22 protein-coding genes are annotated in these 25,421 nt (G+C 42.2%); 21 read left to right on the forward strand and 1 reads right to left on the reverse strand.

The features are described from left to right. Nucleotides 1-475: 475 nt before the first annotated feature. The 15 genes from accB (at nt 476) to J7I96_RS22640 (ending at nt 16,395) form a co-directional block, all read left to right on the forward strand. Nucleotides 476-976 carry an acetyl-CoA carboxylase biotin carboxyl carrier protein gene (gene accB, locus J7I96_RS22570; protein WP_214773245.1) on the forward strand — a complete coding sequence of 167 codons (501 nt, stop codon included), beginning with the start codon at nt 476-478 and terminating at the stop codon, nt 974-976. Between the two features lie 14 nt (nt 977-990). Next, on the forward strand, nt 991-2,343 hold the full coding sequence (gene accC, locus J7I96_RS22575; RefSeq protein WP_034308301.1) for an acetyl-CoA carboxylase biotin carboxylase subunit: 1,353 nt from the start codon (nt 991-993) through the stop codon (nt 2,341-2,343). Nucleotides 2,344-2,380: 37 nt separating this feature from the next. After that, on the forward strand, nt 2,381-2,785 hold the full coding sequence (locus tag J7I96_RS22580; RefSeq protein WP_222620245.1) for an Asp23/Gls24 family envelope stress response protein: 405 nt from the start codon (nt 2,381-2,383) through the stop codon (nt 2,783-2,785). 449 nt (nt 2,786-3,234) lie between these two features. Next, nucleotides 3,235-3,627 carry a transcription antitermination factor NusB gene (nusB, locus tag J7I96_RS22585; RefSeq protein WP_214773243.1) on the forward strand — a complete coding sequence of 131 codons (393 nt, stop codon included), beginning with the start codon at nt 3,235-3,237 and terminating at the stop codon, nt 3,625-3,627. 69 nt (nt 3,628-3,696) lie between these two features. Beyond that, on the forward strand, nt 3,697-4,572 hold the full coding sequence (folD, locus tag J7I96_RS22590) for a bifunctional methylenetetrahydrofolate dehydrogenase/methenyltetrahydrofolate cyclohydrolase FolD (protein WP_214773242.1): 876 nt from the start codon (nt 3,697-3,699) through the stop codon (nt 4,570-4,572). A 139-nt stretch (nt 4,573-4,711) separates the two neighbouring features. Beyond that, the gene (gene xseA / locus J7I96_RS22595) at nt 4,712-6,064 is read left to right on the forward strand and encodes an exodeoxyribonuclease VII large subunit (RefSeq protein ID WP_057278793.1); all 1,353 of its coding nucleotides are present in this window, start codon (nt 4,712-4,714) and stop codon (nt 6,062-6,064) included. Further along, nucleotides 6,061-6,294, forward strand: coding sequence for an exodeoxyribonuclease VII small subunit (locus tag J7I96_RS22600; protein ID WP_214773240.1), 234 nt, complete (start codon nt 6,061-6,063; stop codon nt 6,292-6,294). The genes xseA and J7I96_RS22600 overlap by 4 nt, the downstream gene beginning before the upstream one ends. Nucleotide 6,295: 1 nt before the next feature. Beyond that, nucleotides 6,296-7,189 (forward strand): polyprenyl synthetase family protein, encoded by an 894-nt coding sequence (locus tag J7I96_RS22605; protein ID WP_214773239.1) that lies wholly within the window; start codon nt 6,296-6,298, stop codon nt 7,187-7,189. 249 nt (nt 7,190-7,438) lie between these two features. Continuing rightward, nucleotides 7,439-9,331, forward strand: a complete 1,893-nt coding sequence (gene dxs / locus J7I96_RS22610; protein WP_034311320.1) for a 1-deoxy-D-xylulose-5-phosphate synthase — start codon at nt 7,439-7,441, stop codon at nt 9,329-9,331. A 4-nt stretch (nt 9,332-9,335) separates the two neighbouring features. Then, on the forward strand, nt 9,336-10,163 hold the full coding sequence (locus J7I96_RS22615; protein ID WP_214923407.1) for a TlyA family RNA methyltransferase: 828 nt from the start codon (nt 9,336-9,338) through the stop codon (nt 10,161-10,163). A gap of 319 nt (nt 10,164-10,482) precedes the next feature. Beyond that, nucleotides 10,483-10,932 carry a transcriptional regulator AhrC/ArgR gene (ahrC, locus tag J7I96_RS22620; protein ID WP_034308279.1) on the forward strand — a complete coding sequence of 150 codons (450 nt, stop codon included), beginning with the start codon at nt 10,483-10,485 and terminating at the stop codon, nt 10,930-10,932. Between the two features lie 22 nt (nt 10,933-10,954). After that, nucleotides 10,955-12,670, forward strand: a complete 1,716-nt coding sequence (gene recN / locus J7I96_RS22625) for a DNA repair protein RecN (protein ID WP_214773237.1) — start codon at nt 10,955-10,957, stop codon at nt 12,668-12,670. Nucleotides 12,671-12,831: 161 nt separating this feature from the next. After that, nucleotides 12,832-14,124, forward strand: coding sequence for a SpoIVB peptidase (spoIVB, locus tag J7I96_RS22630; protein WP_214923409.1), 1,293 nt, complete (start codon nt 12,832-12,834; stop codon nt 14,122-14,124). Between the two features lie 329 nt (nt 14,125-14,453). After that, nucleotides 14,454-15,245, forward strand: a complete 792-nt coding sequence (spo0A, locus tag J7I96_RS22635) for a sporulation transcription factor Spo0A (RefSeq protein ID WP_214923411.1) — start codon at nt 14,454-14,456, stop codon at nt 15,243-15,245. A 415-nt stretch (nt 15,246-15,660) separates the two neighbouring features. Beyond that, a complete protein-coding gene (locus J7I96_RS22640; protein WP_214773233.1) occupies nt 15,661-16,395 on the forward strand; it encodes a glycerophosphodiester phosphodiesterase in 735 nt (244 codons plus the stop codon). Nucleotides 16,396-16,432: 37 nt separating this feature from the next. On the opposite strand, the gene J7I96_RS22645 is transcribed toward J7I96_RS22640, so the two are convergent. Then, entirely contained in the window at nt 16,433-16,669 is a 237-nt protein-coding gene (locus tag J7I96_RS22645) for a DUF2627 domain-containing protein (protein WP_076365441.1), read from the reverse strand. Between the two features lie 207 nt (nt 16,670-16,876). On the opposite strand from J7I96_RS22645, the gene J7I96_RS22650 reads away from it, so the two are divergent. From J7I96_RS22650 to J7I96_RS22675, 6 genes are all read left to right on the forward strand, one after another. After that, nucleotides 16,877-18,934 (forward strand): sigma-54 interaction domain-containing protein, encoded by a 2,058-nt coding sequence (locus tag J7I96_RS22650; RefSeq protein ID WP_214773232.1) that lies wholly within the window; start codon nt 16,877-16,879, stop codon nt 18,932-18,934. A gap of 369 nt (nt 18,935-19,303) precedes the next feature. Continuing rightward, nucleotides 19,304-20,401: a branched-chain amino acid dehydrogenase gene (gene bcd, locus J7I96_RS22655; RefSeq protein ID WP_133347738.1), complete on the forward strand. Its 1,098-nt coding sequence runs from the start codon at nt 19,304-19,306 to the stop codon at nt 20,399-20,401. 130 nt (nt 20,402-20,531) lie between these two features. After that, nucleotides 20,532-21,953: a dihydrolipoyl dehydrogenase gene (gene lpdA, locus J7I96_RS22660; protein ID WP_214773230.1), complete on the forward strand. Its 1,422-nt coding sequence runs from the start codon at nt 20,532-20,534 to the stop codon at nt 21,951-21,953. A 24-nt stretch (nt 21,954-21,977) separates the two neighbouring features. Next, complete coding sequence (locus J7I96_RS22665) at nt 21,978-22,973, forward strand: thiamine pyrophosphate-dependent dehydrogenase E1 component subunit alpha (RefSeq protein ID WP_214773229.1); 996 nt, start codon at nt 21,978-21,980, stop codon at nt 22,971-22,973. 12 nt (nt 22,974-22,985) lie between these two features. Continuing rightward, nucleotides 22,986-23,969, forward strand: a complete 984-nt coding sequence (locus J7I96_RS22670; RefSeq protein WP_034308251.1) for an alpha-ketoacid dehydrogenase subunit beta — start codon at nt 22,986-22,988, stop codon at nt 23,967-23,969. Nucleotides 23,970-23,995: 26 nt separating this feature from the next. Then, nucleotides 23,996-25,279, forward strand: coding sequence for a dihydrolipoamide acetyltransferase family protein (locus J7I96_RS22675; protein WP_214773228.1), 1,284 nt, complete (start codon nt 23,996-23,998; stop codon nt 25,277-25,279). Nucleotides 25,280-25,421: the final 142 nt, after the last annotated feature.

Here is a 25,421-nt window from a genome sequence, read left to right on the forward strand (position 1 = left end):
TGTCGATTGGAATCAGGAACTCAAATAGAAATGGTGATGATGATCATCCGTAATATTCTAGAAAAGTAATTACAATGGATATTATGGCTGGTTTTCCAGGAATGAAATGCAGAATTCATGAGAAACCGTTAAGGTGCCCCAGTTGATAAATATTCACAATATTATAATAAAGGTGTAAGATAGAAGTATGGATATTAAGTAACAATTAATCTATCATTGAATTTGTATAAGCTAATATTGTATGATGTTAGAAGCTGGTCATAAACTTTTCAATTTTCTTAGGGAAACAATATTTTGAGAAAGTGAAATATCTGTTATAATACAGATGAGGTTTATATTCAGTTTATTCGCATTCGCGTAAAGAAAGCGGCTACTTTGTGCAGTATTGGACAAAGTAGGATAAGCTAAGGGTAGGGTTACATAAAATATTATTGCCTCACAAACTCATATTAAATTAGACAAGGGGTGCCACAAAATGAAAGTGCAAGAAATTCGTGAAATTATTAAGTTAGTCGATCAATCAAATATCGGTGAATTCGTTTTCGAAAATGAAGGAACGAAAATTAAATTGAAAAAAACCGAAATGGGTACAGTATTACACCAAGCAGCAGTTGCTCCAGATGTTGTTCAAGCCAATGCAGCTGTAGAGGTCAAGCCCGCAGCGGCCCCTGCCCCTGAAGTACCGAAAGCTGTTGAAACTGCAAAACCGGCTGCTGCCGTCACTGAACAGGAAAATTTACATAAAATCACTTCCCCGATGGTAGGGACATTCTACCAATCTCCTGCACCGGATTCACCTGCATACGTAAAAGCAGGCGATAAAGTAACGGGGGATTCCATCGTCTGCATCGTGGAAGCCATGAAACTTTTCAATGAAATCGAAGCTGAAGTAAGCGGTGAAATCGTGGAAGTCCTTGTAAAAGAAGGTCAGCTTGTAGAATATGGTCAACCATTATTTTTAGTAAAGCCGGAATGAGGAGCTGTTTCTAAATGATTAAAAAGGTATTAATTGCCAATCGTGGGGAAATTGCAGTCCGAATCATCCGGGCATGCAAGGAATTAGGGATCGAGACTGTTGCTGTCTATTCAGAAGCAGATAAAGAAGCATTACATGTTCAAATTGCTGATGAAGCATATTGCATCGGTCCTAAATTATCAAAAGACAGTTATTTGAATACAACCAACATTATCAGCACAGCCAAGAAAACGGGATCTGATGCAATTCATCCGGGATATGGTTTCCTAGCTGAAAATGCCGACTTTGCTGAGCTATGCCGTGAATGCAATATCATTTTCATTGGTCCTAGCCCCGAAGCGATCAATAAAATGGGTACAAAGGACGTAGCAAGGGAAACCATGCGCAAAGCTGGTGTACCGATCGTGCCAGGTTCTAAAGGCATAATCAAAGATACGGATGAGGGTGTAGCACTAGCTAATGAAATGGGCTATCCAGTCATCATCAAAGCTACTGCAGGCGGAGGCGGTAAAGGTATCCGCGTCGCAAGGACGGAAGAAGATCTCATTAAGGGCATTAACATCACGCAACAGGAAGCCGCGACGGCATTCGGGAATCCTGGCGTGTATATTGAAAAGTTCATCGAGGACTTCCGTCACGTTGAAATACAGGTCATGGCCGATAATCATGGCAACGCCATCCATTTAGGTGAGCGTGATTGTACGGTCCAACGACGTTTGCAAAAACTTGTTGAAGAAACCCCGTCACCGGCGTTGGATGGTGAAATACGTGCGGAAATGGGGCAGGCCGCTGTGACGGCTGCACTTGCCGTAAACTATTCAGGTGCCGGAACAGTAGAATTTATTTATGACTATGTGAATAGAAAATACTACTTTATGGAAATGAATACACGTATCCAGGTTGAACACCCAGTTACAGAAATGGTAACGGGCGTGGATTTGATTAAAGAACAAATCAAAGTTGCTTCAGGCAACAAACTATCGCTCTCGCAAGAGGATGTCACTTATAACGGATGGTCTATCGAATGCCGGATCAATGCCGAAAATCCAGAAAAGAATTTCATGCCTTCCGCAGGTAAGATTCAAATGTATTTACCTCCAGGCGGCTACGGAGTTCGTGTGGATTCTGCGGCATACCCTGGGTACTCGATACCGCCGTATTACGATTCCATGATCGCTAAATTGATTGTCCATGCACCGACTAGAGAAGAGGCGATCGAGAAGATGAAACGCGCCTTGGGTGAGTTTGTCATTGAAGGGATCAGTACCACAATTCCTTTCCATATTAAGTTACTTCAGCATGAACAATTTGTTTCCGGAGAATTTAATACCAAATTCCTTGAAATATATGATGTAATGAACTCATAATGTAAAGGAAGACAGGAGGTGCTTTTGAATGAGTGAAATGGAAGGCCAATTACTCGAAATGAATGATTATAATAGTGGGCTGGGCAAAGTGGAGATTGCGCCTGAGGTGATAGAGGTGATTGCGGGTATCGCTGCATCGGAAGTTGAAGGTGTTGCACATATGCGCGGGAATTTCGCTACGGGTGTAGTTGAAAAGCTTGGTAAAAAGAACCACGGTAAAGGTGTTAAAGTGGACTTAACGGGAGAATCCATCAAAGTCGAACTTTATTGTGTCATGAAGTTTGGTGTTTCAATTCCGAAAGTTGCTCAGGAAGTGCAAGATAACATTCGTGAAGCTTTGTTGAATATGACCGCTATCGACGCTGGCGAAGTGAACATTCATGTAGTGGGCATTGCGTTTGAAAACGCTAAACAAGAAGCGGATTACGAACAAGAAGTGTAAGTGGGCTTCATTCGATTCACACCTGCAAAAACCCGGCAAAAAGCCGGGTTTTTGTTTTTTGAATGTAAACTCAAAGATACCCGTTTTTGGAGCCTGCTTATAATATTAATTTGAAATGAACATAATAAGGCGGTGTCTGGAAATTTCCCTTTAATTCAAGGGTGATTTCTGTTAGAGTGTAAAAGGTGAAATATGAGCATGAAAGCTAGGCAAGAGCTTTTTGACACTTTCGAAAAGTATGGGACTCTGTTGGCCGTTTAATTGGAAAGTAATCTTGAAATGTAATCTTGAATCAAGATATTGAATCTTTTGGCCTTTAATTTAGTGGGATTTAGCTTATTTTTATAAAAAATATAGCGAGAATCTTAATATTTTTGAAAAAATGTTATTTAATGTTCGTTTGTTCTAGCATTTTCATATATAATAGTAGATGTAAAAGGAGTAAGATTATGAAAAGAAGAGAAGCCCGTGAAAAATCCCTTCAAGCACTATATCAGATAGATATTACCAATTCGAATGCAGAAGAAGCAATGGAAAGCGTACTGGATGGTGCTCCCACTGATAATTATTTCAAGAAATTAGTAATGGGGATAACGGAAAATCGTGAACAAATTGATGGAATGATCAGGGACAATTTAGAGAATTGGACGTTGGAAAGACTGGCGAACATTGATCGGAATTTACTGCGGATCGCGGTTTATGAAATGGTTCACAGTGAAGATGTTCCTGTAAGTGTTGCAATGAATGAAGCTATTGAAATTGCTAAGAAATTCGGTGATGATCAATCAAGCAGCTTTGTAAATGCCGTTTTATCCAAAGTGAAGGTGAAAAGCGGCAGCTAAAGCTGCAGCCTTGAACAAGGATTTTCTCAGCAATTTCTTTAGCAAAATTAACTTGGGAGGAATAAACACATGTCAGCTCAAATCATTAATGGTAAAGAAATTGCAGAGTCAGTTAGGCAGGAAATCAGTAAGGAAGTTCAACAGTTACGTGAAAAAAATATCGTTCCGGGTTTAGCTGTAATCCTGGTGGGTGACAATCAAGCATCTCAAACTTATGTGCGCAATAAGCAAAAGGCCTGTGAGGACTTGGGTATGCATTCCGTACTAATTAAAAAGCCTGCGGAACTCTCTCAGGAGGAATTAATTCAGAGCATTGCTGAATTAAACCAGGATGACAGCATTCATGGTATATTGGTGCAGCTGCCCTTGCCTGGACATATTCAGGAAAAGGCGATCATTGAAGCGATTTCCCCTGAAAAGGATGTAGATGGATTCCACCCGATTAATATTGGGCGGATGATGACTGGACAAGATGCATTTTTACCTTGTACTCCATACGGCGTAATGGTGATGCTTGAGTATATCGACTATGACCTTGAAGGTAAGCATGTTGTCATCGTAGGGAGAAGTAATATCGTCGGAAAACCAGCCGGACAATTGTTTTTAAACGCAAATGCAACCGTTACATACTGTCATTCACGGACAAAGGATCTTGCGTATTATACCAAGCAAGCCGATGTCGTTGTGGCAGCGGTCGGAAAGAGGGACACGATCACGAGTGACCACATTAAAGAAGGCGCAATCGTCATTGACGTCGGAATGAACAGGAATGATGAAGGGAAGCTTTGCGGTGATGTGGCGTTTGATGACGTGAAAAATAAGGCTTCATACATTACACCTGTTCCTAAAGGCGTTGGTCCCATGACGATTACGATGCTTATGAAGAATACGGTCAAATCTGCTCAAAAAGCACTTGAATCAAACAAGCAAGCATTAAAAAGCTGAAAAAAACGTTAAATTATTTTAAAGAAGCGGACCTCTTGTTTTATAATAACGGGAGACCGCTTTTTTTCCATTCATGGATTTATGATAATCTATAGGTGAGTTTTCTTTATATCCGATTTCCATCGGAAGGAGACATGATATGAGCAACCAACAATATTTGAGTGTGTCGGCTTTAACGAAGTACATAAAAAGGAAGTTCGATGCCGACCCCCATTTGCAAAATGTATACATAAAAGGTGAAATTTCAAATTTTAAACAACATACAAGCGGACATATGTATTTTACTTTAAAGGATGAGAAGGCACGACTTCTCTCCGTCATGTTTGCCGCCAATAATAAAGGGATGAAATTCCTGCCTGAAAATGGCATGAAGGTACTTGTTAAGGGTGATATATCATTATACGAAGCTGGAGGACAGTATCAGCTTTATGTGAAAAGCATGGCCCCTGATGGTGTGGGGGATTTATATCTTGCTTATGAACAACTGAAGAAAAAGCTGGAGGGGGCAGGCTTGTTTTTGGCCGAACACAAAAAGCCGATCCCGCAGTACCCTAAGTCTGTAGGGGTCATAACTTCCCCGACCGGCGCTGCATTAAGAGATATCCTGACAACCATCAAGCGGAGATATCCAATCGCCAGGATCATCGTTTATCCAGCACTTGTACAAGGGAATAATGCCGCTAAATCGATTGCCAAGGCAATTTCCATGGCGAACGCAAGGGCGGAAAGCGATGTTCTCATTGTCGGAAGGGGCGGCGGGTCGATCGAGGAACTATGGGCCTTTAATGAGGAGATAGTGGCTGAATCTATATATGATTCCGATATACCTGTAATTTCTGCTGTCGGTCACGAAACCGACTTTACGATTGCTGATTTTGTCGCCGATATGCGTGCTCCTACACCGACTGGTGCAGCAGAGTTAGCGGTTCCTCACTTGAATGAAATACTCGAACGCCTGATGAACCGCAAGAATCGATTGACCCGCTCCATTCAAGAAGCAGTGAATTTTGAACGAACCCGTTTGACCAGGATGGAGAGGTCTTATGCCTTCCGTTACCCACATAAAATGTACGAACAGAAGCTTGAACAACTAGACAAGACGATGGACAGGCTAGGGAGGACCAGCACGCGATATTTCATGAAAAAGAGGGATGAGCTGAATCAGCTGAACGATATTTTGAAAAAGCAGCATCCTGAACAAGCGGTGAAAAATGCGAAAGATGAACTGCAGCAGCATGCAAAGGTTTTACGGAGGGCCATGGAAGCCATCTATCGGCATAAATCTCAGCAGTTCGTCCATATTACAGCCACTTTATCTGCTCTCAGTCCACTAAAAATCATGGAACGGGGCTATGGATTGGTGTTTGCTGAGGATGAGACATTAGTAAAAAGTACACAGCAAGTATCAAAAGGGGATAAGATAGCGGTTTCGATAAAAGATGGAACTCTTGAATGTGAAATTAAAGAAATTAAGGAGCGGATTGAATCATGACAAAAAAACAGGAAGCTACATTTGAAGAAGCGATGGAGAATCTCGAAAAAATTGTAGTGCAGTTGGAAGAAGGCGATGTGCCCTTGGAAGAAGCCATTTCGATATATAAACAAGGAATGGATTTATCGAGGCTTTGCCATTCAAAGCTTAAGGCTGTTGAAGATCAGTTGACTCAAATTTTACGCGAAGATGGGGAACTTGAAAACTTTGCTGTACAGGAGGAAGAATGACATGGGTACGGCGTCCTTTGAAATGTTTTCTAATGAATATAAGGCAATTATAGAACGGGAAATCGTCGAATATGTTAATAAACTTAAAGCCCCGGCAATAGTCAAAGAAGCCATGATCTATTCACTGCAGGCAGGGGGTAAACGGATTCGCCCATTATTGGTCTTTGCGGTTTTGGAGGCCTTTGGAAAAAGCTTGAGGATTGGGATTCCTGCAGCGGCTGCCATTGAAATGATTCATACATATTCTTTGATTCATGATGACCTTCCGGCAATGGATGATGATGATCTCCGCCGCGGAAAACCGACGAATCATAAAGTGTTCGGTGAAGCGGTGGCCATACTGGCAGGTGATGCGCTTCTTACTTATAGCTTTCAATTGGTGACGGATATGACCACTCCCGAGGTCACGGCTGAAATGAAGCTGAACCTTGTAAGTGAAATTGCGAAGTCCGCCGGAGCCGAAGGAATGGTTGGGGGGCAAGTTGCCGATATGGAAGGTGAGAATAAACAGCTGACCCTTCAGGAATTGGAGTATATACATGAACATAAAACAGGGAAGTTATTGACTGCAAGCATCCTTTCCGGTGCTATATTAGCAGGGGCGAGTGAAGAACAGCAACTGCATTTACGAGACTTTGCATACCACCTGGGGCTTGCTTTTCAAATTCGCGATGATATTCTGGATATTGAAGGGTCAGTCGAGTTGATCGGCAAGCCGGTTGGCAGTGATGTGGGGAATCATAAAAGCACATATCCTTCTTTACTAACCCTTCAAGGGGCAAAGCAAAAGTTGGAACATCATATAGAACTTGCCCATGCCGCTTTAGGAAAAACAACCTTACAAACGGGTTTGTTGAATGAACTAACTGATTTAATTGCGAACCGTAATCATTGATTGTGGCTAAATTTGTTATCAATTGAGGTTTTGTGGTATACTCATTGTGCAAAAATATGTGAAAATCAAAATGAATTTTTTAATTGAGAAACGTGATAAAATAGGTATAATAAGCCGCCGAAATCACCTGGGTGTTGGCGGCTATTTTTTAACTTAAAACCAATTTTTCGGTCAAGTCTTCCATAGCCCTCTTTCATGAGGCTTTGTTTATGCTAACCACCGAAAATGACAGAAAGTGAGTGGTCCTGTTTGGATCTTCTATCTATAAAAGACCCTTCTTTTTTGAAGAAGATGAATAATGAAGAACTTGTCGAGTTAAGTGTGGAAGTACGGAAATTCCTTGTGGAAAAATTATCGGTGACCGGTGGGCACATTGGTCCCAATTTAGGTGTCGTCGAGTTGACTATAGCCTTGCATAAAGAATTCGACAGTCCGAATGATAAAATTTTATGGGATGTCGGACATCAATCCTATGTCCATAAAATCCTGACTGGCAGAGCAGGAGAGTTCGACACCTTAAAGAAATATAAAGGTCTTTGCGGTTTTCCTAAAATGATTGAAAGCCCCCATGATGTTTGGGAAACCGGTCACAGTTCAACTTCCCTTTCAGCTGCAATGGGGATGGCGGCTGCCCGTGATATCAAAGGGGAAAGCAGCTTTATTTTGCCTGTAATCGGAGACGGTGCCCTAACAGGGGGGATGGCGCTTGAAGCGTTGAACCATATCGGTGATGAAAAAAAGGACATGATCGTTATCCTGAATGATAATGAAATGTCCATAGCCCCCAATGTAGGTGCCTTACACACGATATTGGGAAGATTGCGGACAGCAGGTAAATATAACTGGGCAAAAGATGAATTGGAGCTGCTTTTGAAAAAAATTCCTGCAGTCGGTGGTAAACTTGCGGCTACAGCAGAACGTTTAAAGGATAGCATGAAATATTTATTGGTATCAGGAATCTTTTTCGAAGAACTCGGGTTCACATACCTTGGACCAGTAGATGGACATAATTATGAAGAATTGCTTGAGAATTTAAGATATGCCAAGAAAACGAAGGGACCGGTCCTGCTGCATGTCATCACGAAAAAAGGCAAGGGATATTCACCTGCCGAGTTAGACACAACCGGGAACTGGCATGGGACAGGCCCATATAAGATCGAGACAGGTGATTTCGTGAAATCCCCTAGTAAGGGTCCTGCTTGGAGCGCTCTCGTAAGCGATACTGTCAGCAGGCTAGCCCGTGACGATGAGCGGATTGTCGCGATTACACCTGCAATGCCCGTAGGTTCGAAATTGGTGGGCTTCTCTCAAGAGTTCCCAGAGCGTTTCTATGATGTAGGGATTGCCGAGCAGCATGCTGCAACTTTTGCTGCCGGATTGGCAACGCAAAAAATGAAACCATTCCTGGCTATATATTCAACCTTCCTGCAAAGGGCTTATGACCAGGTGGTGCATGATATTTGCCGTCAGAATTTGAACGTATTCATAGGAATCGATCGTGCTGGATTGGTTGGTTCCGATGGTGAAACGCATCAAGGCGTTTTCGACATTGCTTTCTTGCGCCACGTACCGAATATGGTGCTGATGATGCCGAAAGATGAAAACGAAGGCCAGCATATGGTCAATACGGCCTTAAAATATAATGATGGTCCGATTGCCATGCGTTTCCCTCGTGGGAATGGTTGGGGAGTTGAGATGGATGCTGAATTACAGCAGATTCCGATCGGTTCGTGGGAAGTTCTTAAAGAAGGAACGGATGCTGCCATCTTGACTTTCGGCACAACGATTCCCATGGCTCTTGAAGCGGCAGAACTGCTCGAGAAAGAGGATTATTCAGTGAAGGTGGTCAATGCCAGGTTCATTAAGCCTTTGGATGAGAACATGCTGAGCAGTCTCCTTGGTGAAAAAATGCCAATCCTGACAATAGAAGAAGCGGTTCTTCAAGGTGGTTTTGGTAGTTCTGTTCTTGAATATGCTCATGATCAAGGATTTTATGGGGCAATTATAGATCGAATGGGGATACCTGATTATTTCATTGAACATGGAAGCGTCGATGAACTTCTTGAAGAAATCGGTCTGACGACTGAGACAGCCATCAAAAAGATTAAAATGATAACACCCAAAAAAGAAAAAAGGGCCTGAAAATATGAAAGTGATGAAAGAAAGAGTGGATGTATTACTTGTAGAACAAGGCTTGGCCGATACACGTGAAAAAGCGAAGCGTATGGTTATGGCAGGCCTTGTCTATGCGAATGAAGAGAGATACGAAAAACCGGGGGAAAAAGTGCCGGTCGATCTCGAATTCACGATCAAAGGAAAAGTCATGCCTTACGTTTCGAGAGGCGGTCTTAAACTTGAGAAGGCATTAAGGGAATTCGATTTACAAGTGAATGGAAAAATACTGCTTGATATCGGATCATCAACTGGCGGGTTTACGGATTGTGCTTTGCAAAATGGAGCCATAATGTCTTATGCGCTTGATGTCGGCTATAATCAACTTGCCTGGAAGCTTAGGCAGGATGAGCGGGTAAAAGTAATGGAAAGAACCAATTTCCGTTATGTTACACCCGCCGATCTCGACGGGGAGATGCCAAACTTCGCAAGCATTGATGTTTCCTTCATCTCGCTTACGTTAATTTTACCGGTGCTAAAGACCTTGCTCGTCCCGAATAGTGATGTCGTTGCCTTGGTTAAACCGCAATTCGAAGCTGGGAAGGATCAAGTGGGTAAAAAGGGGGTTGTTCGTGATCCCAAAATCCATAAACAAGTGTTGGATAAGATCATTTCTTTTTCTTTAAAGGAAGGCTATGATATTAAAGATGCCTCCTTCTCACCGATTACCGGCGGTGATGGAAATATTGAATTCTTACTTCACTTACACTGGCAAGGGCCGAAGGAAGATGGAGCATTATTGCTTAAGAAAACGGTTGATGACATCGTTGGAGAGGCCCATGCCCAATTTAAAAAAGAATAGCTAGAACTTTGTATGGCTCCTTTGGCTGAATGGTTGGCTAAAGGAGCTTTTTGACTATACATTGTCGGCATGAACTTGAATCATTGATGGGTGGATACATAAGATAGGTAAGTGCAAAAAGTAGACTTGTATTCATTTTAGAGAAAAAGTTGTACAATTGCATAAAAATCCGATAACATTAATATTAGCCACTTAGTAAAGCGGCCTATTTGCACGTACTGATGATACCCAGGCAAATTGGGCAGCTTGCTTAAGTAAGAAATGAAAGTGATACAATTACCATTAAATGAGCAACAGTTGAGAAGAGGTGCTTCTACTTATGAATAAAGGACAACGACATATAAAAATAAGGGACATTATAACGAATAATGATATCGAAACACAGGATGAGTTAGTTGAAGAATTGAAATTAGCTGGATACAATGTAACTCAAGCCACCGTTTCAAGGGATATTAAAGAGCTTCACCTTGTAAAAGTTCCTTTAACGGATGGAAGGTATAAATACAGTCTGCCGGCCGACCAACGTTTCAATCCACTTCAAAAATTAAAGAGAATCCTTGTCGATGCATTTGTACGCATCGACTCAGCCAACAACTTGCTGGTTATGAAAATGCTCCCGGGTAATGCCCAGGCCATCTGTGCATTGATTGATAATTTAAATTGGCAAGAAATACTCGGGACGATCGGCGGCGACGATACATGTTTAATTATCTGCCGTTCCGAGGAAGATGCAAAGATCATTTCCGGCAAATTCTTGGACATGCTTTAATAATGTTGTGAGGTGATCTAGTTTGTTAACAGAACTATCGATTAGGAATTTTGCGATCATAGACAGCCTGTCCGTTTCATTTGAGAAAGGCTTGACGGTCTTGACAGGAGAAACGGGGGCAGGGAAGTCAATCATAATAGATGCCGTTCATCTCTTGGTTGGGGGACGTGGTTCTGCAGAGTTCATTCGACATGGTGAGTCGAAGGCTGAAATAGAAGGATTATTCCAGATTGAAGATGAAAAACACCCGGTCTTTGCCAAAGCGGAAGAGTTTGGCCTGGATATGAATGATGGGATGGCGATACTTCGAAGGGATATCTCACAAAGCGGTAAAAGCGTTTGCAGGGTAAATGGAAAGATGGTAACGATTTCCACCTTGCGTGAGATAGGGAGAACATTGATAGACATCCATGGTCAGCATGAACATCAGGAATTAATGGATGAACGACTCCATCTTCCGCTGCTCGATCAATTCGGCGGTGAAAAAATCGCATCTGCACTCACTGAATACCAAAAGCTATATAAACGTTATGAAACCGCTTCTAAACAATTGAATGGTTTGAGCCAAAATGAACAGCAAATGGTCCACCGACTTGATTTGATCCAGTTTCAATTCGATGAAATCCAAAAAGCTGATTTGAAATTACGCGAAGATGAAGAATTGATGGAAGAACGGAAGAAAATTAATAATTTTGAAAAAATCCATGAAGCGCTGCAAACCAGTTATAATGCTTTGAATGGTGAGCAGCATGCAATTGATTGGCTATCCGTAGCCATGAATAATTTGGAGGAAGCGGCAGGGCTTGATGAAGGTTTAAAGCACAGCTCTGAAACCGTTTCAAATAGCTACTTCCTGCTCGAAGAGGCTGTGTCAAATATCCGGGACCAATTGGACTCTTTGGATTATGATACAGAACGTGTGGAATTCATTGAAAGTCGACTTAATGAAATAAATCAATTAAAGCGTAAATACGGGCGGACCATCGAGGAAATCCTGGAATATGGGGCCGCAATTGAAGAAGAAGTCGAAAAACTGCAAAATAGGGAAACCCATATCGCGAAGCTTGAAAAGGAAATGAAATCCATCAAGGCAGATCTTATCGTCGAAGCAAAGAATCTGTCTGAACTTCGCCAGAAATTCGCTCAGCAGCTAACCAAAAAGATTCACCAGGAATTAAAGGATTTATATATGGAAAAAACAATTTTCGAACCTCATTTCCTTCAGACAGCTTATACTTTCGATGAATTGTCAGATAGGGGCATTAATCAGTCAGGGCTGGATTCCATGGAATTTTATATTTCCACCAATCCAGGTGAACCGTTAAAACCCCTTTCTAAAATCGCATCTGGTGGAGAACTGTCGAGGATCATGCTGGCTTTGAAAAGCATTTTCTCCAAGCATCAAGGCATAACGTCCATTATATTCGATGAAGTGGATACAGGTGTGAGCGGACGTGTTGCGCAATCCATTGCCGAAAAGATCTATAAAGTGGCAACTGGATCACAAGTATTATGCATATCCCATTTGCCACAGGTGGCAGCCATGGCGGATACTCACCTTTTCATAGCGAAAAATGTAAGGTCCGGACGCACGAATACCTCGGTCAAACCGCTAATTGAAACTGAAAAAATAAAAGAAATTGGCAGGATGATTTCGGGAGTAGAGATTACGGACTTGACGAAACAACATGCCAATGAATTAATCCAGCTGGCCAAAAGGCTTAAGATTACATCTTGATGGGCACTTAAGAAGATTATTTAAACTTATCATAAGCATTCATTGTAAAGCTATCCAAAAACGGATAGCTTTTATTTTTTGCACTTGTTATAAATGACTGTCATGAGGGCTAAATTAAAGGTGTAGCCATAAAGTTTCAGAGAGCGAGGAGAGTGAATGGATTGAAATTTATATGGATAAACAGGATCATCGGTGGAATTCTCCTTGTTTCGCTATTAACATTAGGGTTATACCAGCCATCTCGTGAATATTTATTAATTCCAAAGCATCTTGTACTATTTGAAGGAAGTCAATATAGTATTTCCAAATCATTGCCTGTTTCTGCAAAAACGTCGGGATCCAGTGATGGAATTTCACTTCATGATGAACAAGCTTCGATTACGCTTGGTGCCGAGAAACCAGGTACGAATGAAGTGTTACTTGATGTAGCAGGCTTGCCTGCCAAAAAGGTCGACATCAGGGTGTTAAAAGACTTTAGGGTAATGCCAGGAGGTCAATCCATTGGAGTGAAGCTTAATACTCTTGGGGTGCTCGTAGTAGGTCATCATCTTATTGATACGGCGCAGGGGAAAAAATCACCGGGAGAAAAAGCGAAAATTGAAATCGGTGATATTATTACAGAAATCAATGGTCAGACGATAAAGAAGATGGGGGATGTAACCCCTTTTGTTCAGCAGGCGGGTGAAAAGGGTGAGGCGTTGAAAATTGTCATTAACCGTGATAATGAAGTGCTTCATAGTACCTTATTACCGCTAAAAGATAAGAATGAAGGAACTTACAAATTGGGTTTGTATATCCGTGATTCGGCAGCTGGCATCGGAACGATGACGTTTTATCACCCGGATTCAAAAAAATATGGGGCGTTGGGACATGTCATATCCGATATGGATACAAAAAAGCCGATCGTTGTTAAGGACGGGCAGATCGTTCAATCGACGGTCACATCCATCGAAAAAGGAAGCAATGGTGATCCGGGAGAAAAATTGGCACGCTTTTCTTCCAATAAAGAAAAAATAGGAAATATCAATCGCAATAGTCCCTTTGGTATTTTTGGGAAATTAAATCAAGATTTTAAAAATGGAATTAACGATAAACCACTCCCGATCACCCTTTCCCATGAGGTAAAGGAAGGGCCAGCAAAAATCCTTACAGTGGTGGATGGTTCTGAAGTGGAGGAATTCGATGTCGAAATCGTCAGTTCCATCCCACAGAAGTTCCCTGCAATCAAAGGAATGGTCTTAAAAGTGACGGATAAAGAATTGCTTCAAAAAACGGGTGGGATCGTTCAAGGCATGAGCGGCAGTCCTATCATTCAAAATGGGAAATTAATCGGTGCAGTCACCCATGTATTCGTTAATGATCCTACAAGTGGGTATGGAGTCCATATCGAATGGATGTTAAACGAAGCCGGTATAAATATATACGACAAAGATAATTATGAAAAGGCAAGCTAAGAATCCGGGTATCCTTTTGGATGCCCCTTTTTGATGGAAAATTATGATTAGCATAGGTTTGGGTCGGAATTAATTTTGATTTCTTCAAAAAATAGAGGTTTTTTTGGAACGTTGTGATAAAATGAAAACGATATGAAGATTTTTCGACAAACGGTTTATTCCAATAGCAAACGAAGTCGAAAACAAGAGATATCCGGAGAATAATATTGAATTCCTTATATTTTTTCAAAAATAAAAGGAATTTAGTTTCCATTGTCGAAAAGTTCAATTACAATAGAATTTAGTCATATAGAAAAAAAGACCAATTGTAGTTGAGGAGGAAATCAAGCGTGAAAAAAATTAAGGTGTGCGTTGTAGATGATAATAGAGAACTTGTTGGCCTTCTGGAAGAATACATTTCTGCACAGGAAGACATGGAAGTGATTGGGGTGGCACATAACGGTCAAGATTGCCTGGGTATGCTAGAAAGCGTTGATCCGGATATTTTGATCCTCGATATTATCATGCCTCATTTAGATGGGTTAGGTGTACTTGAGAAACTTCGTGAAGTAAAACGGGGTGCCATGCCTAATGTGATAATGCTTACTGCCTTTGGTCAAGAGGATGTAACGAAAAAAGCAGTTGATTTGGGTGCGTCTTATTTTATCTTGAAACCATTTGATATGGAAAATCTGGCCAATAACATCCGTCAGGTAAGCGGTAAAGGGCAGGCGGTTTTAAAAAATCATAGTCAATTTAGCTATCGTCCCCAAAATGAATCCAAACCGAAGAACCTTGATGCAAGCATCACCAGCATCATTCACGAGATTGGAGTGCCTGCACATATTAAGGGCTATTTGTATTTAAGGGAAGCCATATCCATGGTATATAATGATATTGAACTATTGGGTTCCATCACCAAAGTTTTATATCCGGATATCGCAAAAAAATACAATACTACGGCCAGCCGAGTTGAACGTGCTATCCGGCATGCGATTGAAGTGGCCTGGAGCCGTGGAAATATAGAATCCATATCATCTCTTTTCGGCTATACCGTAAGCATGACAAAGGCAAAACCTACAAATTCCGAATTCATTGCCATGGTTGCCGATAAGCTGCGCCTCGAACATAAAGCTTCTTGACAGAGGTAAGGTAAATACCGGTTGTTAAGACTCAGGGTAACTATTGACCTTATAAAGGCTAGAGCCGCTAAATATAAATAGGAACTCTCCGTCTGGAGGTAAAGGACAGGAAGAAGTTGCTTCGTGATTTTTTCTAATCGGCAACTTCAAATCTTTTTACGCCGGTTAAAAAATTAAACGCATTTTATTTATTGGATTTTGCAGCAAATCCCATAAATAAAATGCGTTTTTGTTTGGTTGAAAAAGCGGCACATATTAGCTTGTAAAAGAAAAGGAGTGATTTGAAGAAAGAAACTTTCTATGCAGAAAATAATCACCTGCGTTTTGATTGTAGAATTGATCTAGATGAAATAATTTGCTGTTTCTGTTCATAAAATCGGTGTATAACATCTTTTGAGAGAGGCGGCGTTTCATCATGACCTTAATCTTTGCACATCGAGGCTCTTCAGGAACTCATCCGGAAAATACAATGTCGGCGTTCAAGGAAGCTGCCCGTGTCGGTGCAGACGGAATTGAAACGGATGTCCAGCTCTCGAAAGATGGAGAAGTGGTCATCATCCACGATGAAAAGCTCGATCGGACCACGAATGCCTCGGGGTATGTAAAAGACCGAACATTAAAGGAGTTGAAAACCCTTTATGCGTCCGCAACCCATAAGGGTAATTTTGGTAAGGAAAAGATCCCTACGCTTGAAGAACTGTTTATTTGGCTTAATGATAATCAGCTTTTTTGCAATATTGAATTGAAAAATACGGTTTTTCTGTATCCAGGCTTAGAAGAGAAAGTCATCCGGCTCATCCGTACCTACGAAATGGAGGAAAGGATAATCCTTTCTTCTTTCAATCATTACAGTTTGGTCAATTGCCATCGATTGGCACCAGAATTGGAAACGGCACCGCTATATAGGGATGGCCTATACATGCCGTGGATATATGCCAAGGCAATAGGCGGAAGTGCAATTCACCCGAATATCCGGGCTGCCCCTGATGCACTCATTCAAACATCGGTTAGTATGGGTGTTCCTGTAAGGCCCTATACCATTAATGAAGAAACCGAGATGAGGCGGTTATTCAAATTGGGGTGCAGCGGCATCATAACCGATTACCCCAAAGCAGCGGTACGGATCAGAGAAGAATTGAAGTCAAGATGAAGAAAGAAGGTGCCATGCAAGGCACCTTTTTTTGCGTTTAAAATTTATTGAACCTGCTCTGGACCTTATTTTGTTTTCGATCTCGATGTAAGATGAAACCGGCGATAAAGGCTATTCCGCCTATCGTAATGAGCAGTCCTATTAAAAATTGCAGCCAAAGGAATGGATAGGGGGGCTGTAAAATACCGAACACCATGTCCCTCATTATTTTTATGCCATAGGCAGCAAAGGCACCGGGTATAAAAAGAATCAAAAAAGCGATTAAACGTTTCATGCAGTCAAATCCCTTCCGAAAATTCCATCTTTAAAAAATGATAAAGGATATAAATTATTTGTCAAGTAACGGGAATCTTGATAATGACTGGGATTTGGTGGCTGTTTTTAAAGGGGGCCGATATGGTAAAATGGTGTGGAGTATGAAAAAAATTGCAGGGAATGATCTATTTTTAAAGGGATAATTATTTCTTAAGGGGGATGGCTGATGCAAAAGGTCATGATAGTAGGGGGAGGAGTGGGAGGGACGACCGTGTTGAAACTCCTATCGGAAAGTGAAGTATTTTCCATTGTTTGTATGGCTGATAAGAATGAATCGGCTGAAGGGATGCTTGCTGCGAAGGAACGAAGGATTCCTACTGTGACTGATTGGAGCATGGGATTGAAGTGGGGTTTGGACATCATATTTGATACGACCGGTGACCCGTCTATCTATAAAAAGATAAAAAGGGACATGGGCGAACAAACGATTCTCATTCCTGGAAGTGTCGCCCTCATTATGACTAAGTTGTTTGAAGAGAAAAATCGTTTGATAAGTAAATTGGAGAATACCTCCGCAAAAATGGATTTGATCCTTAATACGACCAGTGAAGGGATGGTCGTGATTGACCATGAAGGATTCATCATCATGTTCAATGATAGTGCGGAACGTGCATCAGACACAAAGCGAGAGGATGTGATTGGGAGACATATCAAAGATTTCATCCCATCAACAGGGTTGCTGCGAGTGATGCAAACGAACCAAAAAGAAGTGAATCAGGAAATCACCCTTGGCAATGGGATGGAACTCATAACGACAAGGATACCTCTGGTGAATGCCGATAAGGAAATCATAGGGGCTTTTGCCGTGTTTAGGAATAAGAGGGAAGCTGTGCAATTGGCGGAACAGATCACTGATTTAAAAGAGATACAGACGATGCTCCAGGCAATCATTCAATCCAGTGATGAAGCCATATCTGTTGTGGATGATCAAGGAAGGGGGCTATTGATCAATCCGGCATATACAAGAATCACTGGCTTAACAAAGACCCAAGTGATCGGTAAACCGGCTTCTATCGATATTTACGAAGGCGAAAGTATGCATATGAAAGTGCTTCAGACAAAAAAACCTGTTCGTGGTGTCAATATGCGTGTCGGCCCTAAACACAAGGAAGTGATCGTGAATGTTGCTCCAATCATCGTGGATGGGTGCCTGAAAGGAAGTGTTGGCGTCATTCATGATGTATCGGAAATTCAAGCCTTGACCCACGAACTTAATCGGGCAAGACAGATTATCCGGACATTGCAGGCTAAATATTCCTTTGATGATATAATTGGGGCTTCCGAAGAGATGAAGCTTCCCATTGAACAGGCGAAATTATCGGCAAGAACACCTGCTACTGTCTTATTAAGAGGGGAATCAGGGACGGGCAAAGAGTTATTTGCACATGCCATCCATAATGCGAGCGATAGGAAGTTCAATAAATTCGTTCGGGTAAATTGTGCGGCCATCTCGGAATCATTACTTGAAAGTGAACTATTCGGTTATGATGAAGGAGCCTTTACCGGTGCAAGCAGGGGCGGAAAGGTCGGTTTTTTTGAAGAGGCAAATCAAGGGAGTATCTTTTTGGACGAAATTGGTGAATTGCCAGCCAACATCCAAGCTAAATTACTTCGGGTTTTACAAGAAAAGGAAATCGTCAGGGTGGGTGGGACGAAGCCGATCCCCATCAATGTCCGGGTCATTGCCGCTACGAACATCAATCTTGAACAGGCCATCGCAAACGGATCATTCAGGGAAGACTTATATTTCAGGCTGAACCGCATGCCTATTTTCATTGCTCCATTAAGAAAGAGAAAAGAAGATCTGAGAGAATTGGCGGAGCATTTGATTAATAAAATCAATCAGGAGTATGGACGGAGCATAGAGGGAATTACAGAAGCAGCTATACATAAGATGCAAATCTACAACTGGCCGGGAAATGTGAGGGAACTGGAAAATATCTTAGGACGGGCAATCATTTTCATGAAATTGAACGAGACAATCATTGATACCCATCATATTCCGGATTTTATCGAAGAGATTCCATTAAATCAAGAGAAATTATTAATGAAGCCTTCCGGCTACGTATCGGGGAAACCGCTCTCGGAGATAATAGACCAGTATGAAGCCGAAATCATTCAGCAAGCGTTCCATACCCACAAGGGAAATAAAACACTTACGGCAAAAGCGCTGGGGATTTCAGTTAGAAATCTATATTATAAAATGGAAAAACTAAAACTGTGAAAATTTTTGCATGCAATCATTTGCACACCGTGAAAAAAAATGCGTGGAATTTTCTGATTTATTTTAATTTAAGCGAGACTCCACTTCTGACATGAAATTTTTTTGAATTTGTTATAGGCTATAGTTGCCCAACTTATTAACCAGCATGTCCTTTTTTTGGATAAAGAGGTGCTGATTATGTATTTTATTGGCATGTTATTTGCATATTTAAAGGTGCATGGGTTTTTCAAGGGAACCCATTCCCCATAGGGAAAATATCATGTGAGTAGCGGATTTTTATTTAAAACGAACGTAGGAAAAGTAAGAATGAGGAGAAATTCAGTAGTCTCATATCTGACATGTATTAAAACATCTAGGGAGGATTCCTTTATGGAAATTTTTAAATATCTTGAGAAGTATGATTACGAGCAACTGCTATTCTGTCAGGATAAACAATCGGGTTTGAAAGCGATTATTGCCATTCATGATACAACATTAGGGCCTGCGCTTGGAGGCACAAGGATGTGGACGTATGCATCTGAAGAAGATGCCATTGAAGATGCCTTAAGGCTTTCGAGAGGAATGACATATAAGAACGCCGCTGCCGGCCTGAATTTAGGCGGGGGGAAAACCGTCATCATCGGCGATCCGCGTAAGGATAAAAATGAAGAAATGTTCCGTGCATTCGGAAGGTATATCCAAGGGCTGAATGGCCGTTATATAACAGCTGAAGATGTAGGTACAACGGTTGAGGATATGGATCTCATTCATGAGGAGACGGATTTTGTCACGGGGATTTCCCCTGCATTCGGTTCTTCGGGCAACCCTTCCCCAGTAACGGCATATGGGGTATACCGCGGTATGAAGGCTGCTGCAAAAGAGGCATTCGGAACTGATTCCTTAGAAGGCAAGGTGGTTGCAGTCCAAGGCGTCGGGAATGTTTCTTATAACTTATGCCGTCATCTTCATGAGGAGGGCGCCAAGCTCATCGTTACGGATATCAATAAAGAAAGCGTGGCCCGTGCGGTCGAATCATTTGGTGCGACTGCAGTGAATCCAGATGAAATTTATGGAGTCGACTGTGACATCTATGCACCATGTGCATTAGGTGCTGTCATAAATGATCAAACAATCAATCAAATCAGGGCGAAGGTCATTGCAGGTGCTGCCAATAATCAATTAAAGGAATCTGTTCATGGCGATCAAATTCATGAAAAAGGTATTATATATGCTCCTGATTATGTAATTAATGCAGGGGGAGTCATAAACGTGGCCGATGAACTTTTAGGGTATAATCGGGAAAGAGCCCTTAAGAAAGTGGAAACGGTTTATGATACAATTGAAAGAGTCATCGAGATTGCAAAACGTGATCAAATCCCAACTTATAAAGCGGCGGATAGGATGGCAGAGGAGCGAATTGCTCGCATGAGGAATTCAAGGAGCCAATTCCTGCAAAATGAAAAACATATCTTGAATGGAAGAAAGTGAATGTAATTTACAAGATTAGATTCCTGTGTTTTTTTAAATAAACACAGGAATTTTCAACATGGATAACGTAATAAACATAGGGCAAGTAAAAATGGTGACAAATTGTATGTATTTGTGAGGAGGAGTGGTTTTGGCTGAAGAATTTGACCTCGTTATCCTCGGAGGAGGAACAGGCGGGTATGTGGCGGCGATAAGGGCTGCTCAATTAGGATTGAAAACGGCTGTCGTGGAGAAAGGCAAGCTCGGCGGAACGTGTCTACATAAAGGCTGTATCCCTTCGAAAGCACTTTTAAGGAGTGCGGAAGTTTATCAGACTGCAGTGAAAAGTGAGGAATTCGGTATTGTTACCGGGGATGTAAAGGTAGATTTCCTTAAAGTGCAGGAAAGAAAGACTAAAGTGGTCGATCAACTCTATAAAGGAGTTCAGCACTTGATGAAACAAGGAAAGATAACGGTTTATGAAGGGTTAGGGCGTATACTTGGTCCTTCTATATTTTCACCGATGCCTGGGACAATTTCCGTGGAAATGAATGATGGCAGTGAAAATGAAATGCTCATTCCCCAGAATGTCATCATTGCAACCGGTTCGCGTCCGAAAACACTGCCCGGTTTAGCGATTGATGGGGAATTGGTGCTTACATCGGATGAAGCTCTAGCGCTTGAGAGCCTGCCAAAATCGATGATTATTGTAGGCGGTGGAGTTATCGGCATTGAATGGGCTTCGATGCTCAATGATTTTGGTGTGGAAGTGACAGTACTGGAATATGCAGATAGAATCATCCCGACAGAAGACCATGATATTTCCAGTGAAATGCTTCGTCTCCTAACGAAAAAAGGCGTCAAATTCGTTACAGGTGCCAAGGTATTGCCTGAAACCCTGAAAACGGGTGATTCAGTATCCATTTCTGCTGAAGTCAAAGGTTCGGTAGAGGAATTCACAGCTGAAAAAATGCTGGTTTCCGTAGGAAGGTCAGCAAATGTTGAAGGGATCGGCCTTGAAAATACGGAGATTGTGAAAGAAAAAGGTTTTATTGAAACCAATGACTTCTTCCAAACGAAGGAATCACATATCTATGCGATCGGTGACTGTATCGGCGGTCTGCAATTGGCACACGTTGCCTCCCATGAAGGTATTACGGCCGTTGAACATATTGCAGGCAAAAAACCGGAACCGCTGGATTATTCGCTCATTTCTAAATGTGTGTATTCAAGCCCTGAGGCTGCAAGTGTCGGTTTGACGGAAGATCAGGCAAATAAGGAAGGCTATGACCTTAAAATAGGGAAATTCCCATTCCGTGCAGTTGGTAAGGCCCTTGTTTTCGGGGAAGCGGATGGTTTTGTCAAAATCATCGCCGATAAGAAAACGGATGATATACTGGGTGTTCATATGATCGGGCCACATGTTACGGATATGATTTCAGAAGCTGGACTTGCAAAAGTGCTTGATGCGACACCTTGGGAGATAGGCAAGACAATTCATCCGCACCCAAGTCTTTCCGAAGCAATCGGGGAGGCGGCCCTTGCTGTCGATGGACGTGCCATACATTCTTAAAGAATAAGGTCAGGAGGTTTTATGATGGTAGAAAAACGTCATGAACAATTAGGCTTAAATGAGGAAACGGTTTTAGATATGTACCGGACAATGCTTTTGTCCCGCAGAATTGATGAGCGCATGTGGCTTCTAAACCGATCCGGGAAAATTCCTTTCGTGATTTCCTGCCAGGGGCAAGAAGCTGCACAGGTTGGGGCAGCGTTTGCGCTTGATCGGCAAAAGGATTATGTGCTGCCTTATTACCGGGATGTAGGTGTGGTGCTTACCTTCGGAATGACCGCAAAAGATTTGATGCTTTCAGGTTTCGCGAAAGAGGAAGATCCCAATTCCGGAGGGCGCCAAATGCCAGGTCATTTTGGTCAAAAGAAAAATAGGATCGTCACTGGTTCATCGCCTGTAACGACACAGGTCCCGCATGCAGTCGGAATTGCCCTTGCAGGGAAGATGGAAGGTAAGGATTTGGTGACTTTCGTAACGTTTGGGGAAGGTTCATCCAATCAGGGCGATTTTCATGAAGGGGCCAACTTTGCAGGTGTGCATAAGCTACCGGTCATTTTCATGTGTGAAAATAATAAATATGCGATTTCAGTTCCTATAGAGAAACAGCTATCGTGTGAAAATGTTTCCGACAGGGCGATTGGCTATGGGATGCCTGGGATAACGGTGGATGGCAATGATCCATTGGCCGTGTATGCTGCGGTGAAAGAAGCGGCTGACCGTGCACGAAGGGGAGAAGGCCCTACACTAGTGGAAACCGTCTCATACAGGCTTACACCACATTCAAGTGATGATGATGACCGAAGCTACCGGACGGCGGACGAAGTGGCCGAAGCCAAAACGAAGGATTCCATAATGACATTTGGAGCCTATTTAAAAGAAGTGGGAATCATGGATGATGACCTTGAGAAACAACTGAATGATGAAGTCATGAAGATAGTCAACGAAGCAACCGATTATGCTGAAAATGCTCCATATCCAAAGGCTGAAAGTGCTATGGATCATGTCTATGCACAAAAGTAAGGGGGTAATAGAATGCCAGTGATTTCTTATATAGATGCCGTGACAATGGCAATGAGGGAAGAGATGGAACGGGATTCCCGTGTATTCGTATTGGGAGAGGATGTAGGGAAAAAAGGTGGGGTCTTTAAAGCCACTAATGGTTTATATGACCAATTCGGTGAAGACAGGGTCATCGATACCCCGCTCGCAGAATCTGCAATCGCAGGAGTTGGAATTGGAGCCGCCATGTATGGGCTTCGGCCGATAGCTGAGATGCAATTCGCTGATTTCATCATGCCTGCCATTAACCAAATTGTTTCAGAGGCAGCCAAAATCAGATACCGTTCCAATAATGACTGGAGCTGTCCTATGGTAATCCGTGCTCCATATGGAGGGGGAATTCATGGAGCTCTTTATCATTCGCAATCGGTTGAAGCGATCTTTGCCAATCAGCCGGGCTTGAAAATTGTGATGCCTTCCACTCCGTATGATGTAAAGGGCTTGCTTAAAGCTGCCATTCGCGATGAAGACCCAGTGCTTTTCTTTGAACATAAACGCGCATACCGCTTGATCAAGGGTGAGGTGCCTACTGAAGATTATGTACTTCCAATCGGTAAGGCGGATGTGAAAAGGGAAGGGGAAGACATTACTGTCATCTCCTATGGCCTTTGTGTGCATTTTGCCCTTCAGGCAGCAGAAAAATTAGCTGCAGATGGAATTTCTGCACATGTTCTTGACTTGCGTACCGTGTACCCTTTGGATAAGGATGCCATCATAGAAGCAGCTTCTAAAACGGGGAAAGTATTATTGGTTACGGAAGATAATAAAGAAGGAAGCATCATGAGTGAGGTCGCAGCCATAATTGCCGAGCATTGCCTTTTTGATTTGGATGCCCCTGTAAAACGATTGGCCGGCCCGGATGTACCTGCCATGCCTTATGCACCTACGATGGAAAAACAATTCATGGTGAATCCTGATAAAGTGGAAAAGGCAATGAGGGAATTGGCCGAGTATTAATGACTGTTAAGAAGGAGGAACGAATTATGGCTATGGAATTAATGAAGATGCCCCAACTAGGCGAAAGTGTCACAGAGGGAACCATCAGTAAATGGCTTGTGAAGCCTGGTGATCATGTCACGAAATATGACCCGCTAGCTGAAGTGATGACGGATAAAGTAAATGCTGAGGTTCCTTCTTCCTTCACCGGCATCATCAAGGAATTGAAAGCGGATGAGAATCAAACATTGGCAGTCGGGGAAGTCATCTGCTCGATAGAAGTTGAAACGGCAAAGACGGATAACGAAAATGCTGCGCAAGTTTCTCAAAATGAGGTAAAAGTTGAGGCACCTGTTACAAGAGATGTGCAGCAAGCGGGAGAACCATCAAGGAAAGCTCGCTATTCGCCAGCTGTGTTAAAACTTTCCCAGGAGCATGGAATCGATCTGTCAAAAGTTAAAGGGACGGGGAATGAGGGACGGATCACCCGTAAAGATTTACTGAAACTTGTTGAATCAGGGAATCTTCCTAAGGCGGATGAGCCTTCCGCAATTTCCGATGCGGCTCCTGAAGAGATCGCTCCTCAAGTCAATCGTCAAACAAGTCCAGTAACAAACGTGCCGACTGCGGCTGGTGACAAGGAAATACCGGTAACCGGCATCCGTAAGGCAATTGCGTCCAATATGTTGAAAAGTAAGCATGAAATTCCTCATGCTTGGACGATGGTGGAAGTTGACGCCAGCAATATGGTGAAGTTGCGTGATAATCTAAAATCCGATTTTAAACAAAAAGAAGGCTATAATTTAACATACTTTGCCTTTTTCGTAAAAGCGGTTGCTCAAGCCCTTACGGAATTTCCAGAACTGAATTCGATGTGGGCCGGCGAAAAAATCGTACAAAAGAAAGAAATCAATATATCGATAGCCGTTGCAACTGAAGATGCCCTATTTGTTCCGGTCATTAAAAATGCAGATGAAAAATCAATCAAAGGTATAGCAAGGGAAATACAGGAACTTGCATCAAAAGTGAAGTCAGGTAAGTTAAAAGCAGAGGATATGCAAGGTGGTACGTTCACTGTTAATAACACTGGCTCATTCGGTTCTGTCCAGTCCATGGGAATCATCAATCATCCACAGGCAGCCATTTTACAGGTTGAAACGATTGTAAAACGTCCTGTGGTCATTAATGACATGATTGCAGTACGAGATATGGTGAATCTCTGTTTATCACTTGATCATCGTGTTTTGGACGGACTGGTATGCGGACGATTCCTCGCGAGGGTTAAAGAAATCATCGAAAAGATTTCCAAAGACAACACTCCCATATACTAAAATGAAGAAAAGGAAGGCCGGAAGGTCCTTCCTTTTTTTTTGCACTTCGCTTTTCCGTAGAAAAACATCGACAAAAATTTTATTTTTGCTATTATTTTATTAAGAGCTGTTCTAATACAGGTCAGGGACTGTACTTGATTTA

The organism is Bacillus sp. ISL-78, assembly GCF_018613455.1.
GTDB classification, from domain to species: domain Bacteria; phylum Bacillota; class Bacilli; order Bacillales; family DSM-1321; genus Peribacillus; species Peribacillus frigoritolerans.